This window comes from Galbibacter sp. L-19 (genome assembly GCF_056857615.1).
In genome coordinates this window covers 22,013-42,332 of the sequence record NZ_JBSXNL010000051.1, presented here as the reverse complement: position 1 = coordinate 42,332, position 20,320 = coordinate 22,013, and the positions used below count along the sequence as shown (strand labels likewise).

Annotated in this window: 14 protein-coding genes; 7 read left to right on the top strand and 7 right to left on the bottom strand. The window is 34.0% G+C overall.

The genetic code is table 11. The features are described from left to right. Positions 1-269 precede the first annotated feature (269 nt). Both trkA and AC13CQ_RS08550 read left to right on the top strand, forming a co-directional pair. Positions 270-1,619, top strand: a complete 1,350-nt coding sequence (gene trkA, locus AC13CQ_RS08555) for a Trk system potassium transporter TrkA (RefSeq protein WP_335588552.1) — start codon at positions 270-272, stop codon at positions 1,617-1,619. Positions 1,620-1,624: 5 nt separating this feature from the next. Then, the gene (locus AC13CQ_RS08550) at positions 1,625-3,118 is read left to right on the top strand and encodes a TrkH family potassium uptake protein (protein ID WP_335588553.1); all 1,494 of its coding nucleotides are present in this window, start codon (positions 1,625-1,627) and stop codon (positions 3,116-3,118) included. Positions 3,119-3,181: 63 nt separating this feature from the next. On the opposite strand, the gene AC13CQ_RS08545 is transcribed toward AC13CQ_RS08550, so the two are convergent. Continuing rightward, positions 3,182-4,690: a serine hydrolase domain-containing protein gene (locus AC13CQ_RS08545; RefSeq protein WP_474507386.1), complete on the bottom strand. Its 1,509-nt coding sequence runs from the start codon at positions 4,688-4,690 to the stop codon at positions 3,182-3,184. A 972-nt stretch (positions 4,691-5,662) separates the two neighbouring features. On the opposite strand from AC13CQ_RS08545, the gene AC13CQ_RS08540 reads away from it, so the two are divergent. From AC13CQ_RS08540 to AC13CQ_RS08525, 4 genes are all read left to right on the top strand, one after another. After that, a complete protein-coding gene (locus tag AC13CQ_RS08540; RefSeq protein ID WP_474507566.1) occupies positions 5,663-8,950 on the top strand; it encodes a SusC/RagA family TonB-linked outer membrane protein in 3,288 nt (1,095 codons plus the stop codon). A gap of 18 nt (positions 8,951-8,968) precedes the next feature. Continuing rightward, entirely contained in the window at positions 8,969-10,681 is a 1,713-nt protein-coding gene (locus AC13CQ_RS08535) for a SusD/RagB family nutrient-binding outer membrane lipoprotein (protein ID WP_474507567.1), read from the top strand. Positions 10,682-10,695: 14 nt separating this feature from the next. Continuing rightward, complete coding sequence (locus AC13CQ_RS08530; protein WP_474507568.1) at positions 10,696-11,721, top strand: hypothetical protein; 1,026 nt, start codon at positions 10,696-10,698, stop codon at positions 11,719-11,721. Between the two features lie 153 nt (positions 11,722-11,874). Then, positions 11,875-13,296 carry an amidohydrolase gene (locus tag AC13CQ_RS08525; RefSeq protein ID WP_456865235.1) on the top strand — a complete coding sequence of 474 codons (1,422 nt, stop codon included), beginning with the start codon at positions 11,875-11,877 and terminating at the stop codon, positions 13,294-13,296. A 70-nt stretch (positions 13,297-13,366) separates the two neighbouring features. On the opposite strand, the gene AC13CQ_RS08520 is transcribed toward AC13CQ_RS08525, so the two are convergent. Continuing rightward, positions 13,367-14,554 (bottom strand): pyridoxal phosphate-dependent aminotransferase, encoded by a 1,188-nt coding sequence (locus AC13CQ_RS08520; protein ID WP_008612163.1) that lies wholly within the window; start codon positions 14,552-14,554, stop codon positions 13,367-13,369. Positions 14,555-14,569: 15 nt separating this feature from the next. Next, on the bottom strand, positions 14,570-15,679 hold the full coding sequence (locus AC13CQ_RS08515) for a fatty acid desaturase family protein (RefSeq protein WP_008612164.1): 1,110 nt from the start codon (positions 15,677-15,679) through the stop codon (positions 14,570-14,572). Positions 15,680-15,915: 236 nt separating this feature from the next. Here AC13CQ_RS08515 and rsmG point away from each other — a divergent pair, with 236 nt between their 5' ends. After that, positions 15,916-16,554, top strand: coding sequence for a 16S rRNA (guanine(527)-N(7))-methyltransferase RsmG (gene rsmG, locus AC13CQ_RS08510; RefSeq protein ID WP_337901613.1), 639 nt, complete (start codon positions 15,916-15,918; stop codon positions 16,552-16,554). On the opposite strand, the gene AC13CQ_RS08505 is transcribed toward rsmG, so the two are convergent. The 4 genes from AC13CQ_RS08505 to AC13CQ_RS08490 all read right to left on the bottom strand — a co-directional run bounded on the left by AC13CQ_RS08505 (position 16,555) and on the right by AC13CQ_RS08490 (position 20,311). After that, positions 16,555-16,818: a hypothetical protein gene (locus AC13CQ_RS08505; RefSeq protein ID WP_008612166.1), complete on the bottom strand. Its 264-nt coding sequence runs from the start codon at positions 16,816-16,818 to the stop codon at positions 16,555-16,557. A 297-nt stretch (positions 16,819-17,115) separates the two neighbouring features. Beyond that, a complete protein-coding gene (gene pruA, locus AC13CQ_RS08500) occupies positions 17,116-18,744 on the bottom strand; it encodes an L-glutamate gamma-semialdehyde dehydrogenase (protein WP_335588954.1) in 1,629 nt (542 codons plus the stop codon). 86 nt (positions 18,745-18,830) lie between these two features. Next, the gene (gene apaG / locus AC13CQ_RS08495) at positions 18,831-19,217 is read right to left on the bottom strand and encodes a Co2+/Mg2+ efflux protein ApaG (protein WP_008612169.1); all 387 of its coding nucleotides are present in this window, start codon (positions 19,215-19,217) and stop codon (positions 18,831-18,833) included. Positions 19,218-19,222: 5 nt separating this feature from the next. Further along, on the bottom strand, positions 19,223-20,311 hold the full coding sequence (locus tag AC13CQ_RS08490; protein WP_335588953.1) for a DUF3667 domain-containing protein: 1,089 nt from the start codon (positions 20,309-20,311) through the stop codon (positions 19,223-19,225). Positions 20,312-20,320 lie beyond the last annotated feature (9 nt).

The following is a 20,320-nucleotide window of genomic DNA, read 5'->3' as shown; positions in this document are numbered from 1 at the left end:
ATTTTACAATCCAATTCTTTTAAAACCTTGAGGATTTTGTCGTAATTTGCTTGAAAGTTGTGCATATAAATTATAGTGTGGTTACTACAATTTACTGCATTTTAGCAGTTTGCACAACTTTTTCTAAATGCACAACGGGTATTTAATATATATTTGTATTTTAAGAGTTTGCGTAAATCTATGAAATACTCACTAAAAGTATCTAATCCAGCCATTATTATGAAAAGGGTATTTTATCTGAAGATTGAGAAATTAATAAATATAAACAGATGAAAATAATAATTGCAGGTGCTGGCGAAGTAGGATTTCACTTAGCAAAACTTCTTTCTTATGAATCTCAAGATATAACCTTAATAGATAATGATAAGGAGAGTCTAAATTATGCAGACACGCATTTAGATATTAAGGTATTGAGGGGAGACGCAACTTCTGTTAGTGTTTTAAAAGAAGCAAGAGTAGATTCTTCAGATTTAATGATTGGAGTTACCGCTTCTGAAACTACAAATATTACACTTTGTTTGTTGGCAAAACAATTGGGATGCAAACGAACAATTGCCAGAATTTCTAATACTGAATTTATCCATTATAAGGAGGAGATAAAATTTAATACGCTTGGAATTGATGAAGTAATTTCTCCTGAAAAATTAGCTTCCGAAGAGATACAATTATTATTAGACCAATCTGCATTTAACGATAGTTATGAGTTTGAAGATGGCGCGTTAATTATGGTTGGAACTTCTTTGCAGCGTACCGCTCCTTTTGTAGGTAAATCTGTGCAAGAAGCGGCAGGGATTTTTCCAGAATTACATTTTGTTCCAATTGCTATACAGCGTTTTGGAACCCAATACACATTAATTCCTCGTGGAGATACTGTTTTTAAAGAGGGAGATCAAGCATATTTTGTTACCTTAAAAGAGGGGGTGGATGAACTTTATAAACTTACTGGAAAAACGAGGGAAGAAATAAAGAATGTAATGATTCTTGGGGGAAGTAAAATTGGATTTAAAACTGCCCGAGACCTTTGTAGTAGTAAATTTAGAGTGAAGTTAATAGAGAAAGATAAAAGTAAAGCCTTCGATTTAGCCGATGATCTTCCGAATGCATTAATAATTAACGGAGATGGAAGGAATGTAGATCTTTTGGAGGAAGAAGATATTAGCGAAATGGATGCTTTTATTGCAGTTACAGGAAATTCTGAAACAAATATAATGTCTTGCTTAATGGCGAAATCAAAAAACATTAAGAAGACAATTGCTTTGGTTGAAAATATGGATTATTTCCAGCTTTCTCAATCCATTGGAATAGATACCCTTATTAATAAAAAATTACTAGCAGCAAATAATATATTTCGCCATATTAGAAAAGGAGAAGTAGTAGCTTTAACCAAATTGAATAATCTAAATGCAGAAATGCTAGAGTTTATTGTAAAGCCAACTTCTAATGTAACTGGTAAAGTAATAAAAGATGTCGATTTCCCACGTTCTGCAATTATAGGTGGTGTTATTAGAGATGGGGAAGGTATTATTGCTCTCGGAGACTTTGAAATCAAAGCTGGAGATAGAGTAGTAGTATGTTGCTTGCCAAGATCGATTTCTAGAGTTGAAAAACTTTTTCTTTAAAATTCATGAAAAGACTAAATTCTAAAATAATCTTTCACTTCATGGGGTTGCTATTACTTTGTAATGGTGGTTTTATGATACTTTCAGCTATTGTTAGTGGTCTTTATAATGATGGCGCTACTCTGGAGATTAGTTTTGCAGGAATCACTACAATTTTTGTAGGGATTTTATTGATGTACGGTACTAAAAATCATAAGAAGGAAATAAAAAAACGTGAAGGATACATGATTGTTTCTTTTGGATGGGTTTTTATGACAATTTCTGGAATGTTGCCTTACTTGTTTACAGGCTCAATTCCGTCTGTTACAAATGCTTTTTTTGAAACAATGAGTGGTTACACTACCACAGGAGCCTCCATATTAAATGATATTGAAGTGCTTCCAGAAGGTATTCTTTTTTGGCGAAGTACAACACATTGGATTGGTGGAATGGGAATTATTGTACTTGCCATTGCAATATTACCATTATTAGGAATTGGAGGGATGCAGTTATTCGCAGCAGAAGCTCCTGGTCCTAGTGCCGATAAGTTGCATCCTAGGATTACAGATACAGCCAAACGTTTGTGGTTTATTTATGTAGGATATACATTGGCAGAAACTTTACTTTTAAAACTGGCTGGGATGAGTTTTTTTGATGCTATAAATCATGCTATGGCTACGTTGTCTACAGGAGGTTTTTCAACAAAAAATGCAAGTTTAGCTTATTGGAATGATAATCCGCTTATTCAATATATTGTTATCTTTTTTATGTTTGTGGCAGGTGCAAATTTTGTACTGAGCTATTTTGCGTTTAAAGGAAAGGTTCAAAAAGTAATTAACGATTACGAATTTAGATTTTATGGTCTATTGGTGCTCTGTGTGAGTATTGTGGCTGCACTTGTAATTTATTTTAAGGCAAATGTGCCAATAAGCGAATACCATCCAATGGTTTTAGGGGCTGCTGAGAGTTCTTTGAGGCATGCTCTTTTTCAGGTTATTTCTGTAATTACAACTACAGGTTTTGTTACTGCAGACTATACAAGTTGGACTCCATTTCTGACAATCGTTTTTTTCGGATTGATGTTTGTAGGTGGGTCCGCTGGATCAACTGCTGGGGGAGTGAAAGTAGTACGACATTTATTAATGATTAAAAATGGATTGCTGGAGTTTAAACGAACCTTGCACCCTAACGCAATAATTCCTGTTCGATATAATGGGAAAACTGTTTCAGAAAATATCATTTATAATATCCTTGGGTTTTTTATAATCTATATGTTGTTATTTATTACTGGAGCAGTAGTATTAGGAGCTCTAGGGTTGGATTTTGAATCGGCTATTGGAGGTGCAGCTTCTTCTTTAGGAAACATTGGTCCTGCATTAGGTTCTTTGCATCCGTTAACAAATTACGATTCCCTACCCATGCTTGGCAAATGGTGGTGTTCTTTTTTAATGCTTTTAGGAAGGCTCGAGTTATTTACCGTACTTATTTTATTTTCTCCTTTTTTCTGGAAACGTACTTAAGTAACGGTGTTTTTATATAGTTTCAATAGTGCTATTGAGTTGTATCTGTTTATGAATGCAGTTTTATAGCGCTACTTTTTTGTATATCAAAGATCCTGTTGAAAGTGTCTCATTGTTAATTTCAAAATCTCTTGTAAAAACTCCTAAATTACATAGGTATCCACCTTCTTCTTTTCTGTAAATTTTCCCACTTAGGATTCCCCACTTAAATAAGTAGTAATTGTCTTTTTTATCAATAGAAATGGTTGGCCAATTTTCTGTGTTTTTATAGATTCCTACTATTTTATTTATGGTGTCGTTTTCTGTTAAGAGTTGCGAATTTTTGGGGTATGTAATTTCATTCTCTTTTTTGAAACTTTGATCAAACTTTAGCTTTTCACGCAAAAAAATACTGTCTGCTGGTAATTCATTTAACAAGTTATAAGCGTAATTTGCCATTAGGTGCGGTAATAAGTAGGCTCTGTTGTCATTTGAAAACGCAATAACACCTATTTTTTTCTTTTGCATAAATGACATATGGAAGCTTATTCCTGCCAAATTTCCAAAACGGGTTAGTATTTTTTCTTTCTGATATTCTGCTATATCCCATCCTAGGCTATAGCCAGTTCGATGGTATGTAAAATATTTTTTATTCTGACTGGTAGTCGGATTATGGAGGTCTAGCCAAGAATTTTCATTCAGTAAAATAGTGTCTTCTCTAATGTTTGCGCTTAACCATTTTGATAGATCATTTATAGTAGAAATTATGCCCCCTGCAGCATGCATTGTAATATCTTCTTTATAAAAATCTTTTTTAATGAGACCTCTCTCTTTGGAGACGGTAAGAGATGGATAGATGTTTTTTAAGTGATAGTTACTTACATAAGCACTTGTATTTTTCATTTTTAAGGGATCGAAAATATAATTTTTCATCTCAGATTTCCATGCTTTCCCCGTTACTTTTTCTAGTACTATCCCTGCTATGATTGGGCCAACATTAGAATATCTAAATTCCCTAGACTTGTCATAAAGAAAGTCGGTGTTTAAATCGTGTATTAATTCTTCGTTCTTTCCGCTGTAGCCTAAAAAAGCTGTTTTCCAAGCCATACTTGTGCTAAATGTACCGTGTGTGTGATTTAAAAGACTTTTAATGGAGATTTTCTTTGTATCTACACTGTCCTTATAATTTAACTCGGGAAGGTAATTATTAAGAGATTTGTTTAAACTGAGGATCTTTTTCTGTTCTAATATTTTGAGTAGTGTTCCTGTAAAGGCTTTGGTGCTAGAGGCAATATAGATTGGAGAATCGTTGTTAAAAGATGATTTTTTATCGCTTAAAACAGTGTCATTTATAGTGAATGAATATGCCAATCCATTTTCATCAACTATTGCAAAAATAAAATCTCCAAGTAATCCTTTTTCTTTATAAATGATTTTTACTTGCGCTTCAAGTTTTGATGATAAATCAGGATGTTCTCTGTGGAACTTCCTTAAATTTTTATTTGTAGAATTATTACTTGTCTTGCAAGAAGATAAAAACAGTAAGAATAGGATTATAAAATATGTTTTAATAATTTGATATAGTCTTTCCATAATTAATAAGTTATTTATTGGATGGACGATTAGATATATAAATTGGTTACAGTTTTTTTAGTCCCTCGTAGCTGATTTAATTCCTCAATAGTCTATAATATGTGCTTTTTGAAGAGTTTTACATTAAAATGAGTTGAATTTATGGTATTTGAGGTTTGCTTTGAGATAATTTTAGAGAACTCATATACCCTGTTTTTAGAGTATTAGAAAGGGCTAAATTCCCCTTATTTAGATGTCTTTATTTTGTCATATTTGCTTTAAAATAGTCTTCAAAGCGCAATGATGAAATTTTGAGGGAATTAAGTTAAAAAAGAGGCTGCCTTTTCAGGCAGCCTCTTTTTGTTTTTTACAAAAACCTCTAATTTCAAAATTTACATTTCGATTTATTGTTGTCCGATAAAGGTTAACGAAATTTATAAAACTCCACTTATATCAAGGTTCAAATGATGTTTCTAAAATAGACGCTTACTATTAATAGAAATGCATAAAAAGAGGATTTTAGTAATGTTTTTTTAAACTGAATATTTTGTGGTAGTTAACAATTAGTCTTTTTTCTTATAGCGAAGCGGTCTTGTATTTTAACTCGGACATTATTGATTAAATGTATGGATCAATAAATTTAATTAGTCTTTTATTCAAACTTCATTCGTTTCATAGCCTTAAAAACTCCATAAATTTTTTAATTATAGAATTTTTATTTCCTTTAAAAATTTATTTTCTCATTCTATCAAATAGATTTTATTCTAAAAATAATGATTTTTCAGTTATTCTTAGAATAAATATCATGTAGATGCAAAAAATATTTATTGATTTTAATTCACTATTTGTTTGTTTTTAGTATATTTTTAATGGTTATATTTAATATAATAATAAAAAAAGTATCTTTTTATGTGAAAAATTTATTAATAGTCAAATATTTTTTACTTAACTTTTTTTTAAGAAGTTTATGTTTTATAAACTTATAAATATTCAATGGAAACAAATTGTAATAGAATTTTAGTACTGTCACTATTTTTATTTACTCAATTTATGTTTGCTCAAACTCAAAAAGTAAAGGGAGTTGTTACAGATCAAGACAATATGCCATTACCAGGAGCTAGTATTGTTGTAAAGGGGACTGCTATAGGAACACAAACAGATTTCGATGGAAACTATGATATAGAGGTTTCTATAGGAGATGTTTTAGTTTTTTCTTTTGTTGGTCAACGATCAGAGGAAAGAAAAGTATCAGCTTTTGGAGTTATGAATGTTACTCTTCAAGAAGATGCGCAAGCCTTGGATGAAGTAATTATTACAGCTCAAGGGATTAAAAGAGAGAAGCAAGCTTTAGGGTATTCAGTAGCTGAGGTTGGGAGTGAACAACTGGAGCAGCGAGCAGAAGGCGATATAGGTCGTGTTCTATCAGGAAAAGCATCTGGATTAAATATTACGCAACAAAGTGGTTTGTCTGGTTCTGGAACTAGTGTAGTAATTAGAGGATATAGCTCTTTTAGCGGGAGTAATCAACCTCTTTTTGTGGTGGATGGAGTTCCGTTTGCTAGTGAAACAAATTCTTCTGGAGCTGCTACCGGCAATGCAGATGATGATTTTGTAAATGGGAATACTGGGTCTAGTAGGTTTTTAGATTTAGATCCTAACAATATAGAAAGTGTAAATGTTTTAAAAGGGTTGGCTGCATCTACCTTGTATGGTACAGCAGGACGAAATGGGGTAGTATTAATTACTACTAAAAATGGAGCCACTACAAAAACTGCTAATAAGAATGAAATTACAGTAACATCATCTATATTTTTTAATAAAATAGCTTCTCTGCCAGATTATACCAATAAATTTGGAAATGGTTTTGATCAGGCTTTTGGGTGGTTTTTTAGTAACTGGGGACCTTCTTTTGAAAAAGATGGTATAGCTGGTTGGGCTAATGGAGTTAATGCAAACCCAAATGTAGGGTTTGATGAAAACGGAACTCTAGCGCATCCATATTCTACTGCAAGCTCTTCATCGGGAATTCCGCAGGCTTTTCCAGAATATCAAGGAGCACGATACGAATGGCGGCCTTATAATAGTGTTGAAAACTTTTTCAAGACAGGAACAGCAAAAAACAATTCTATTAATTTTAGAGGAAACTCAAGTGATGGAAAGGTTTCTTATAATGCAAATTTTGGACTCTTGGACGACGAAGGGTTTACTCCAGGAAATAGCTTGAAAAGATACACTTTAGGGGTTGGGGGAAGAGCCGAATTATCCAATAAATTTACTGTATCTGGAACTATTAATTTTACAAATACTAATTATACAACACCTCCTGTAGCAGCGTCAGATGGGAACGGTGCTTTTGGTACAGGGTCATCGGTTTTTGGAGCATTGTTTTTTACGCCTAGAAGTGTTGACTTAATAGGGCTTCCTTATCAAAATCCCTTAGATGGATCGAGTGTTTATTATCGTCAAAATAATAGTATTCAGCATCCGCTATGGACAGTTCACAACGCGCAGGCAAGTCAGATAACAAATAGGGTGTTCGGACAATCGTCTGTTATTTACAATATTAACGATCGTCTAAATGTACTGTATCGTTTTGGTCTTGATGTGTATAGCGAAAACAACGTGAATCAGCAAAACAAAGGAGGTAGAGGACAGAGTGATGCGGCATTGGCAAGTGGAATTTATCAAACATGGAATAACACCAATACAATTCATAACCACGATGTTATAGTAAACGGAGATTATGACCTTTCAGAAAAAATAGGAATGCAGTTTAACTTGGGAGCAACTTCTAAAAGAGAGGAATTAAATAGAGTTGGTGTAGCAAGCTCTGGACAAGAGGTTTTTGATGTCTATAGACATTCTAATTTTTCTAAACAGGATGAAATAGAATATTATCAAGAACGAAATATAACAGGGGTGTATGGTCAGTTTAGTTTTGATTATGATCGTTGGGCTTATTTAACGCTCGCAGGAAGAAACGATTGGGTGTCTAATCTTTCTTCAGAAAATAGATCTATTTTTTATCCTAGTGTAAGTGTATCGTTTGTTCCTACTACAATTCTTAAAGGTATAAAAAGTGAGAAGGGATTAAATTATTTAAAATTTAGAGCAGGGTATGGTACTTCAGCAAACTTTCCTGTAGGGTATCCTACAGTGTCAACCTTAAATATTAATACGCAATTTTTTAATGATCAAGGATTGGATATTGTAACAAATTCGGTATCAAATAGATTGGGGAATCCCGATTTAAAACCTGAGCTTTTAAGAGAATTAGAGTTTGGTTTGGAATCGAAATTTTTTAATAACCGAGTGTCTTTGGAAGCGTCTTATTATACCAGAACTACTACAGATTTAATTATTGACAGACCTTTAGATCCAACCACTGGATATACCACTCAATTAACTAATGTAGGTGAAATAAGAGGAGATGGTGTTGAAGTGGATTTAGGAGTGTCAATTTTAAGAGGTTATGACGATGGATTTAATTGGGATGTAAATGCCAATTTTACAGTCAATAAATCGGAAGTAGTAGATCTAGGTTCTGATACAGATATTATTGTGTACGCTGGTTTTAGCGATTTAGGAAATGCAGCTATTACAGGGGAACCTTTAGGGGTAATTGTAGGGAGTCGAATAAAACGTAATGATGCTGGAGAATTTTTAGTAAATAGTGCCGGAGATTATATAGTTGAAAACGGTCAGTTTATTATTGGAGACCCTAATCCAGATTGGGTTTTGAATATTGGAAATAACCTGTCGTTTAAAAACTTTAATTTTTCATTTTTGGTGAATTATACAAAAGGAGGCGACATTTATGCAACAACAGCCTCTACTTTATTAGGAAGAGGATTAACAACAGATACGGACGACAGATTGAATACTTTTATTTTACCAGGAGTGCAAGAAGTTAGAAATGCTCAAGGTGAAGTAACCGATTATGAAACCAATACGAAGCAGATAAACAACTCTACTTATTATTTTAATAATGTGTTGTTTGGGCCTAATGAGCTAGGAGTTTTTGATGCAACGGTGGTGCGCTTACAGGAAGTTTCTTTTGGGTATTCTTTACCAAAGAGATTTTTGGAAAAAACACCTTTGGGTTCGTTGAGCTTTAATGTGTCTGGTTACAATCTATATTACAAAGCGCTTAATGTACCAGAAGGGACTAATTACGATCCTAATCAAGCAGGTTTGGGAGTAGGAAACGGTCGTGGATTCGACTTTCTTACAGGGCCTAGTTCCAAAAGATATGGGTTTAGCATAAAAGCATCATTTTAATACTAAAAAAATAGCATAATGAAACGCGTAAGAAAATATATATTTCAGTTGTTTTTAATAGGTCTTCTTCCTTTAAATTCATGTGAGACTACAGAACTGGATTTATCAGATAATCCAAACGAATTAGAACTGTCTCAGTCTAGCACCGATTTCTTTTTAAATAGTGTTCAGGTCGATTTTGCAACCTTTACACATTTAATGGGGGCAAATGGAGCACGATTGGTTCGGATTGAAAGTATGTTGGGAAGAAGTTATCAGAATGTTTCTGAGTTTTCACCAGCATTTCTGGAGACAGAATGGAATACAGCATATCAGGCAGATGGGGGAGAAGAATTACCCACTGGACTAAAAATAAATGGAATTTTGTCGAATATAAGGGCTATGAAGTCAGAAGCTGAAGCGCTTGAGTTGTATCATCATATAGCAATGACGCAGGTAATAGAGGCTAGTACTATGGTAACTTTGGTGGATTATTTTGGTGATGTACCTTATTCTGAAGCTTTACAGGCCAATGCAGAAACACCTATATTAAATCCTAAAGTAGATGAGGGGGCAGCTATTTATGCTGCAGCATTAGAATTGCTAGATAAGGCAATTGCAAATTTCAAAAAAGAAGTGGTTCTTGAGCCAGAAAACGATTTTTATTACAATGGAAATTGGGGAAATTGGATAAAAGCTGCTAATACTCTTAAAATGAAGATATATCTTCAAAAAAGATTGGTAGATGGAGCGGCTCTTCTAAAATTCAATACTATTGTATCTTCAGGAAATTACATAAAAGAAAATGATGAAGATTTTGCCTTTAATTGGGGGGTGAATGAGGTTCAGCCAGATTCAAGACATCCTTTTTATGCTAGTAATTACCTCAATACAGGGTCGGGAGCATATATGTCTAATTGGTTTATGAATTTGATGAATTCTTCTCAAGACCCTCGAGTTCGCTACTATTTTTACAGACAAACAAATGCCGTTCCAGGGCAAGAGATTTCACCTAATGAAGAAGCGCTTTCTTGTTCTTTAGAGCCTGTGCCACAGCATTATATAGATGGCGGATTTACCTTTTGTAATTTACCAAATGGCTATTGGGGGAGAGATCATGGCCAGGATGCAGGAGTGCCTCCAGATGGCTTTTTGAAAACTACTTATGGAGTTTATCCAGCAGGTGGAAAATTTGACGATAATAGTTTTGAAGGAGTGTTGCCCGGAGATGGGGGTGCAGGCGCAGGAATTACTCCTATTTTATTGGCGTCTTGGGTGGATTTTATGCAGGCGGAAATAGCTATGGTTAATGGAGATGGCAATGGAGCTAAAGCATTTATGCTTTCAGGGATTGATAAATCCATGCAAAAAGTAATGTCTTTTGGGGAGCTAGATCCAAGCGCATCGACAAGCTTTATCCCAACGCTGCCAGATGTTGTTAATTTTGAAGAAAATATTAAATCTAATTTTGAAAATGCTACCACAGAAACTGAAAAGTGGAATGTTTTAGCAGAACAATACTGGGTGACCTTGTTTGGGAATGGAACCGATGCCTATAATTTTTACAGAAGAACGGGCTATCCAACTACTTTACAACCAAACCTTGAAAAGGATCCTGGAGGTTTTATTCTGTCGCTCTATTATCCGTCAAATTTTGTAAATAATAATTCTTCAACAAGTCAAAAAGCGGATGTAAGAACAAGAGTGTTCTGGGATAATCATAAAGATGTAAACTTTCCTATTGCCAATTAAAATATAGCAAAACAATGAAAAAAATAAGATATATAGTAGTAGGTGTTTTAGGACTCATTTTTGGAGTGAGTTCTTGTAGTACCGACGATAAGATTGTAGATGAAGTACTAAGTAATATTGGTACGGGAGCAATTTTACGTACCATCAGTCAGGATAATAGCTTGCTGTACAACGATGAGGAGAAGATGTTTGAGCCCAATTCTAAATACACTTTAATGTTGGAAGAACAAGACGCTCAAAAAGGAGATTTACTTGAAAGTGTTGAGGTGTATGTTAAATATAAAGCTACAGATGCGGAGCGTTTTCCTCAAGGAGGGCAAGAGGTGTTACTTGAAAAATTATCGGTTTCAGATTTCTCAGAAGGCGATCGAGAACTTCCTGTAACAACAGTTTCTTATTCTTCTAAAACATTAGTAGAAGCTTTAGGAATTGATGAATCCAAAATTCAAGGGGAAGATCGTTTTGAATTTCGTCTAGTTTTAATGCTAACAAATGGAGAGGTATTTACTAATACCGATGTTGGTGGTCCAGTAAGTGGGGGTTCTTATTTCTTGTCTCCTTTTGAATATTTTCCAATTATAAAATGTGCAATTACCGAAAGTTTAGCAGGTACACATACCTATGAGACTATTAATGCCAAGGCTGCACCAGGAGGCGATGGAGTGTGTTCTGGTAATATCTTGACGGGAGAAGTGGTATGGACTGAAAAACAATCGGGTACCTATGCATCTAGTGATATGAGTTTTGGACAATTTGAAGATTGCTATACTAATAGAGGAAAGGCTACTGGAAATGGGATTAGTATTGTTTGGGATTGTACTTCTTTGAATCCAGTTGGAGATGTGTATATAGATGAAGAAGGAATGGTAACTACAAAGGACAAAGCGCAAAGGAGTCTAAGTTATAATTATTCTATTATCAAAGTAGAGGGTTCGGAAATGACTATAAAATTTTCAAATGCCGCAGGAGATGGAGGACAAGTGTTGGTTACCCGTGAGGGAGGAAAAAATTGGCCAGAAATTTTTAGTAGAAATAATTAATCCCTCATAGAGGGTCTAATTCCTTAGAGCCTGTGCTGAGTTTACTGAAGGGCTCTGCGTTGAAATGAATTAAATTTGTTTCCTTTGAATACCTTGTGGGCTTGCCCCGAGGTAGTTGATTAGGATTTCCTATGAATTTTAAATTAAAAACTAATGAGTAAACTATTAATTGTATTATGTATTATCAATTTTAGCTTTTCTTTTGCTCAAGAAACAAAGCAGGGATTATTGGTGGAAATTGATGGGAAAAAGGATTCCTATGGAGAAATAGCTCAACAAATTTGGGATTATGCCGAAATGGGTTATCAAGAAGAAAAAAGCACTGCCTTATTACAAAAAACTTTAAAAGCAGCAGGGTTTACTGTAAAAGCAGGAGTGGCAGGAATTCCAACTGCATTTGTGGCTGAATATGGAAGTGGAGGTCCTGTAATTGGGATTTTAGGTGAGTATGATGCATTACCAGGGTTGTCTCAACAGAGATTGGCTGAAAAAAAATCTGAAGGAAAAGCAGCAGGGCATGGTTGTGGACATCATCTTTTTGGTACGGCATCTATGGCAGCAGCTATTGCAGTAAAAAACTGGTTAAAATCTAATAACCGTGAAGGAAGAGTCCGTTTTTATGGTTGTCCAGCCGAAGAAGGAGGTTCTGGAAAGGTATATATGGTAAGAGCAGGATTGTTTAACGATGTGGATGCTGTTCTGCATTGGCATCCTGGTTCTTCCAACAGCGCTAGTGCTGGAGCAGCACTGGCTAATAAATCGGCTAAATTTAGATTTTATGGGGTTTCTGCACATGCAGCAGGATTCCCAGAAAAAGGAAGATCTGCTCTTGATGGGGTTGAAGCTATGAATATGATGGTAAATATGATGCGGGAGCATATTCCTGAGGATGCTAGAATTCATTATGTAATTACCGATGGAGGAAAGGCTCCTAATGTGGTTCCTGATTTTGCAGAGGTGTATTATTATGCTAGACATACACATCGAGATGTGGTGATTGATATTTTTGACCGAATTGTTAAAGCATCAGAAGGAGCTGCAATGGGCACTGGAACTACTGTAGATTATGAAATGATTGGGGGAACCCATGAGTTGTTACCAAATTTAAGTCTTCAAAAAGTAATGTATGATAATTTGGTTGAGGTAGGAGGAGTTGCCTATACAGACGAAGAAACAAAGTTTGCTAATAAGATAGCTCTTACCTTAGGGTATGAAAAGGCAGATATAGCTGCAGTAAATGGTGTTGAGCCTTATAAAACAGAATCGGAAGCTAGGGGTTCTACAGATGTAGGAGATGTTAGTTTTACTTTGCCTACTGCAGGGTTACGTGCAGCTACTTGGGTATCGGGAACACCATCTCATAGTTGGCAAGCGGTAGCCTGTGGAGGAACATCCATAGGGAATAAAGGGATGGTTGTTGCTGCTAAAACAATTGCACTGACAGCTGTTGATATATTTGAAGATAAAGAATTACTGGAAAAGGCTAAAGAAGAATTTAATAAGCGTAGAGGTGATGATTTTAAATATATCCCACTATTAGGAGATAGAAACCCAGCTTTAGATTACCGAAATTAAACCTGTGTTTCTGTGTAAAAAAAATCCCGCTCTTTTGATAGCGGGATTTTTAACTTTTTGAAGAAATTATTTATGAAAGAACTTCTTTGATTCTTTTAATAGCTTCTATCAATTCTTCTTCTGAAGCAGCGTATGAAATTCTAATACAATTTGGATTTCCAAAAGCTTCGCCAGTTACGGTAGCTACATTTGCTTCTTCTAAAAGTAATAGTGAAAAATCAGATGCATTTTCAATTTTCTTACCTTTTATTGTTTTTCCGAAGAAATCAGAAATATTAGGGAATACATAGAACGCTCCTTCTGGAACATTTAATTGGAATCCTTCTATTTCTCCTAATAGATTTAAAACAAGATCTCTACGTTCATGGAACTTATCAATCATGTATTTAATTTTACTTACGGGAGCTTCAAGAGCGGTAATAGTAGCTCTTTGGGCAATACAGTTTGCTCCACTAGTTATTTGACCTTGCATTTTATTACAAGCTCTAGCAATCCAATCTGGAGCACCAATGTAACCAATTCTCCATCCTGTCATAGCAAATGCTTTTGACACCCCATTTACAGTAACAGTTCTATCAAACATTCCGTCTATAGAAGCAATGCTTGTGTGTCCGTCTCCAAAGTTAATATGTTCATATATTTCATCAGAAACAATAACAATATTTGGGTGTTTTCTCAAAACAGCGGCTAAAGATTCTAACTCTTCTTTGCTGTATACAGAACCACTAGGATTACATGGAGAGCTATACCAAATCATTTTGGTTTTTGGAGTAATGGCAGCTTCTAATTGTTCTGCTGTCATTTTAAAATCGTTTTCAATAGAGGTTTGAACTTCTACTGGAACTCCTTCAGCAATTTTTACAATATCAGAATAGCTTACCCAATATGGAGCAGGTAAGATAACTTCATCACCTGGATTAATAACCGCAAGTGCAACATTGGCCAACGATTGTTTTGCTCCTGTAGATACTACAATCTGATTTGGCGTATAGGTAAGCTTATTGTCTCTTTGGAATTTATTTATAATGGCAGCTTTTAAGTCAGCATAACCATCAACTGGAGAGTAGCTGTTGTAGTTTTGGTCAATAGCTTCTTTAGCAGCCTCTTTAATAAAATCTGGAGTGTTGAAATCTGGTTCTCCTAGACTTAAGCCGATGATGTCTTTTCCTTCAGCTTTTAATTCTCTTGCTTTTGCTGCCATGGCAAGTGTTGCAGAAGTTGCCATGTTTAAAACTCTTTCAGATAATTCTTGTTTCATAAAATGAAAATGGGTTTAGTTGTAAACATATTTAGGTTTTTGACCTAGTGCTTTTAAATGTTTGAAATGCGAAATTATAGCTTTTCTTGTAGTTTTATACTCGTAGTAAGGTAAATTAAACTCCGTTGCAGTTTCTCTAACAATTTTAGCAATATTTGTGTAATGTATATGACTAATATTTGGAAAAATATGGTGTTCTACTTGATGGTTTAACCCTCCTGTAAACCAATTTACAATTCTATTTTTAGTAGAAAAGTTAGTTGTGGTAAATAATTGGTGTATGGCCCATGTGTTTTTTATAGTACCCATATCATCTGGTAGAATAGTGTCTGCATCTTCTACAATATGTGCTAATTGAAATACCATACTTAAAATTAATCCAGCTGTGTAGTGCATTACAAAAAAGCCTATTAGAACTTTCCACCACGCTAGCTCTACAAAAAATAATGGAATAACTATCCAAACAGTAATATAAATAAGCTTAGTAATAATAAGTACGCTCCACTCTTTTGCAGGATTAGGAAATTTACCGTAAGAAAGTTTTCTTTTGAGGTATCTTCTCATTTGCTTAAAATCGGTCGTAATGGCCCAGTTTATTGTTAGCAAGCCATATAAAAAGATAGAGTAGAAGTGCTGAAATTTATGCATTTTGTTCCATTCTGCATGCTCACTAAACCTAATAATTCTCCCTGCGTCTAAGTCTTCATCATGACCAGGAATGTTAGTATAAGTATGATGAAGGACATTGTGTTGCACTTTCCAATTGTATACATTACCAGCTAAAATATAAATGCTAGCACCCATTACTTTATTAATCCATTTTTTAGAAGAATAAGAACCATGGTTTCCATCGTGCATTACATTCATTCCAACACCTGCCATTCCAATTCCTGTTACAATGGTAAGGAGTAATTGCAACCATTGATTCATGTTATCAATAGTTAAGATTAAAAAATAGGGCGTTAAAAAGATAGCAAACATAATTGCTGTCTTAAGATAAAGTTTCCAATTTCCAGTTTTCTTAATTTGATTTTCTTGGAAATAATTATTTACACGACTATTTAAAGTTTTAAAAAACTTTGCAGGATCTTTTCTCGAAAATCTAATATGTTTACTCGTACTCATAGGCTTTAATTCTTTACCTCTCACAGAGGGTTTAATTCCTCAACACTTTTTGTTGAAATGAATTAAGATTATTTCGTTTGTTTACCTTATAGATTTACCTCAAGGTAGTTAACTTTCTTTTATTTCGAAAAAGAAAATATAGATTACAAAAATAGAGATAATTAAAGTGTTTAACGCTGTTAAAAGTTTAAAAGTGCGACATATATTGTCTATTTTTGTTAAAATTTTTGAAAAGAATGCCACTAACTATCATAGAAAAGTATTTTTCTTCTTTAACTGAAGATCAGATAACTAAATTTTCTCAGCTTGAAGATTTGTATACAGATTGGAATAGCAAAATTAATGTTATTAGTCGTAAAGATATTGAAGAGCTATACATACGCCATGTGTTACACTCTTTAGGAATAGCAAAAGTACAAGCTTTTAATCCCGGTGCTTTAATTTTAGATGTTGGTACAGGTGGTGGTTTTCCAGGCATTCCATTAGCAATATTATTTCCAGAAACCAATTTTTATCTAATTGATGCAATTGGAAAAAAAATAAATGTAGTTAATGAAGTTGCATCAGCATTAAATCTTCAAAATGTAAAAGCTGAACAAATTCGTGCGGAAAAGGTAAAATCACAATTTGATTTTATTGTAAGTAGGGCAGTTACTAATATGCCTGATTTTGTAAAGTGGGTAAAAGGAAAAGTGAAGAAAGAATCTTCTCATGAATTAAAAAATGGAATACTTTATTTAAAAGGAGGCGATTTAAGCGAGGAATTAGCGGTTTATAAAACCGCAAAGACCTACGACTTAAAAGATTATTTTGAGGAAGATTTTTTTGAAACAAAAAAAGTGGTTCATCTTCCTTTAAAATATACTGGTAAGTAATTACATTCTCAGCATTGAATTGTACGTATAACGCCAACTTTGTAAAAAGTGCTGTATATATTGAGATTTTCTCTTTATAAAGTTTGGGCGTGGCTTTTTACGAAGTTTATCTTCAAATTCTTGAATCTTTTTAAGAAGCGTGTTTTTGTTTCTCGCAATAAAAACACGTTCAACTTCTGTAGTTTTTGTTTTCTTGTCGTTTGTTGTATCTAATATTGAGTATTTAATACTCAAAATACATCTTTTTTGTTCTTCTATCATCATCTTCGTCTTTTTGTGTTATGTAGCAAAGATAGTGATAATTTACATTTAAGATACAATTTAGTAACATTAAATTAACATTACAAGAGTTTTTATGCTGATAATGAGTTGTTTAAGTTCATCGCTGAGGGGCTATTCCCTAGAGCCTGTCCTGAGTTTATCAAAGGCTCTACGTCGAAATGGATTGTATTATTTTCTTTTAAATACCTCGTATGCTTGCCTCGAGGGAGTTGATTGTAAGTAAAAAGCCCTTTGAAAGTTGACTTTCAAAGGGCTTTAACGACAGTATTTATAAAATTTTTATTCTCCTAAAAAAGGATATCTATAGTCCTCTGGAGAAACAAAAGTTTCTTTAATTAATCTCGGTGACACCCAACGTAGAAGGTTTTGAGAAGAACCAGCCTTGTCATTTGTACCAGAAGCTCTTGCTCCTCCAAATGGCTGCTGACCTACCACGGCACCTGTTGGTTTATCGTTAATATAGAAGTTTCCAGCACAGTTTTGTAAAGCAGTAGTGGCTTCTTCTATAGTATATCTGCATCCAGAGAAAACGGCTCCAGTAAGTGCATACTCAGAGGTTCCGTCTACCAATTCTAAAGTTTCGCTCCATTTGTCGTCTTCATATACATAAATGGTAACAATAGGGCCGAATAGCTCGGTAGTCATTGTTTTGTATTTTGGATCTGTTGTGCGAATAACTGTAGGATGAATAAAATATCCTTTTGATTTATCATAGGTTCCTCCAACAACAATTTCAGCTTCTTTATCTTCTTTTGCTTGGTCAATATAACTAGCAAGCTTGTCAAAAGATCCTTCGTGGATTACTGCAGTAATAAAGTTCTCCATATTATTAGGAGCACCAATTTTAAACGACTCTACATCTGTTTTAACAAAAGCTAGCACTTCATCAGCTAAAGATTTTGGTAAATATACACGAGATGCAGCACTACATTTCTGACCTTGGAATTCAAAAGCACCTCTAGTAATAGCAGTTGCTACTTGTTTAGCATTAGAAGATGGATGAGCGATAATGAAATCTTTTCCTCCAGTTTCTCCAACAATTCTAGGGTATGTTTTATAGGTATCAATGTTGTTACCTATTTTTTTCCATATTCCTTTAAATACATTTGTAGAACCAGTAAAATGAATTCCAGCAAAATCTGGACTAGCAAGAACTGTATCGGTAATCATTTCTGGGTCTCCATAAACAACGTTAATTACGCCATCTGGTAGTCCAGCTTCTTTAAAAATATCTACAATTACTTTAGCAGAAAAAATTTGACTATCACTAGGTTTCCAAATAACTACATTCCCCATCATAGCTGCACTTGCAGGTAAATTCCCAGCAATTGCGGTAAAGTTGAAAGGAGTAATGGCATAAACAAAACCTTCTAAAGGTCTGTATTCTACTCGATTCCATAAACCTTTGTCGGATTCTGGTTGATCGTCGTAGATTTTTGACATATACTCTACATTGAATGTAAGGAAATCAATCAACTCACAAGCACTATCAATTTCTGCTTGATGAATATTTTTTGATTGCGCAATCATAGTAGCTGCATTTATCTTATCTCTGTAAGGACCTGCAATTAAATCTGCAGCCTTTAAGAAAATTGCAGCACGTTGTTCCCAATTTAAAGCAGCCCATTTCTTTCTTGCTTCTAAATTGTTTGCAATAGCTTTTTCAACATGTGATTTTTCCGCTAAATGATATTTTCCTACAATGTGTTGGTGATCATGTGGAGGAGATAAAGGTTTTGTATTACCTGTTTTAATTTCCTCGCTACCGATATACAACGGAACGTCAACGGTGCTATTAAAAAATTCGTCATACTGCTTCAACACAGCCTCTCTTTCTGTTGAGCCTGGAGCATACGACTTTACGGGTTCGTTAACTGCCGCAGGAACATGAAAAAAGCCTTTTCCCATACTTTCTGGATTTAATACATTAAAATTTTATCAAAGGTAGTAAATGCCAGAGGGTTTAAAAAGTAAAATTGTGTTAAAGAGAAGGCTTAATTTAAAGCGAAGGGAGCATGGAGTTTAAATGTAGGAATAATCACTCGAAACCTTCTTGTTGAGGTAAAATTGACCATATTGTAATGACCTCTCATGGCTCCAATTGGGGATGTTAATAAACAGCCAGAACTGTATGTGTGAGATTCTCCTGGTTTTAAAACTGGTTTTTTTCCTATAACTCCTTCGCCATCAATTATTTCAATTTCATTTAAAGCATCAAAAATTTGCCAATGTCGAGAGGTGAGTTGTACGGAATCCTTGCTTTGATTCTCAATAGTAATTTTGTAACCAAAGGCATAGTGAAGCTTGTAGTTTTTGAAGAAAGTGCCTTCAAAACTAGTCTTTACAGAAATCTTTATGCCTTTAGTAATTTGAGTAATCATATATATTAAAACGTAAATGCGCCCACTAAAACTATTATAGTTGTTGATATTGTAGCTAAAATAATGAAAATAGTATTAATGTATATGAATTTAACAATAGTTTTTGTTCTGCTTTCCTTATAAAAACCTCGCATAGATTTATATAGGTATAGAAAGAATATTAAAATTGCCACTCCATGAAGGTTAATATTGAAAAGCCATTTAATAAGCAAAGTAAGGGTTAATAGGATGGTGAAAAGTGTTTGGGTGTGAAAACTAAAAATGATGTGATCTATATAGTGGAATTTTTCTGACGAATATACAAGCCATATAAAAGCAGAAAAAATAGGAAGAAGAATAAAAATAATAAATGGTAATTTAGCTATTAAAGTTGCAAAAAAGCTTCCTGGGTGGTGATATGTTTTGTAAAAGCTTTTAGCTAGTTTAAATGTAATCTTATTTTCAATGCTACTTTCTATTTTTAGGTGTTTTAGCGCTTCATCATATTCATAATATTTTTTTCGCTTAATATCATCATAAAAAAAATCAATCTTATCGTAAGTTCTGTTAATAAAGAGTTTGTTGTTTAACTTTTCAAATTGAATTTTTGGTGCTGTAGTTGTCTCTAGGGCTTCTTTTGGTTGGTATTTTTTTATGAGTTGATCTATTTCTTTTTTGTCTTCATTAGAAATAGAACTTTCTTTTAAGGAGGCAAGAGTGTTTTCAATAAATAAAGAGTCTTTAGTAATATAATCGTTTACGGTATTATCTATATTATCAAAGTCGCTACTGTAGCTTATCATTAAAAAGTAAACAATGGTAACGCTTAAAAAGAAGCGGAATGGATTTGTGTAAGTGGCTCTTTTTCCGCTAACAAATTCCGTAGTTATTTTTCCAGGTCTTAAAATTAAGGCAGTTAGCGTTTTTCGAAGTTTGGAATCGTAAGAAAAAATGCTTGAAAAAAACTCTTCTACCATGTCTAGTAGGGTAAGTTTTTTTGTGCTATTTATTTGTCCGCAATAAGGGCAGTAGGAGTCGCTTTTCTCAAGAGGAAGTTCACAATTCAAACATTTTGTACCCCTATATTTTAAAGATGTTCTGTCGCTTTTGTTCATTGTATAGGG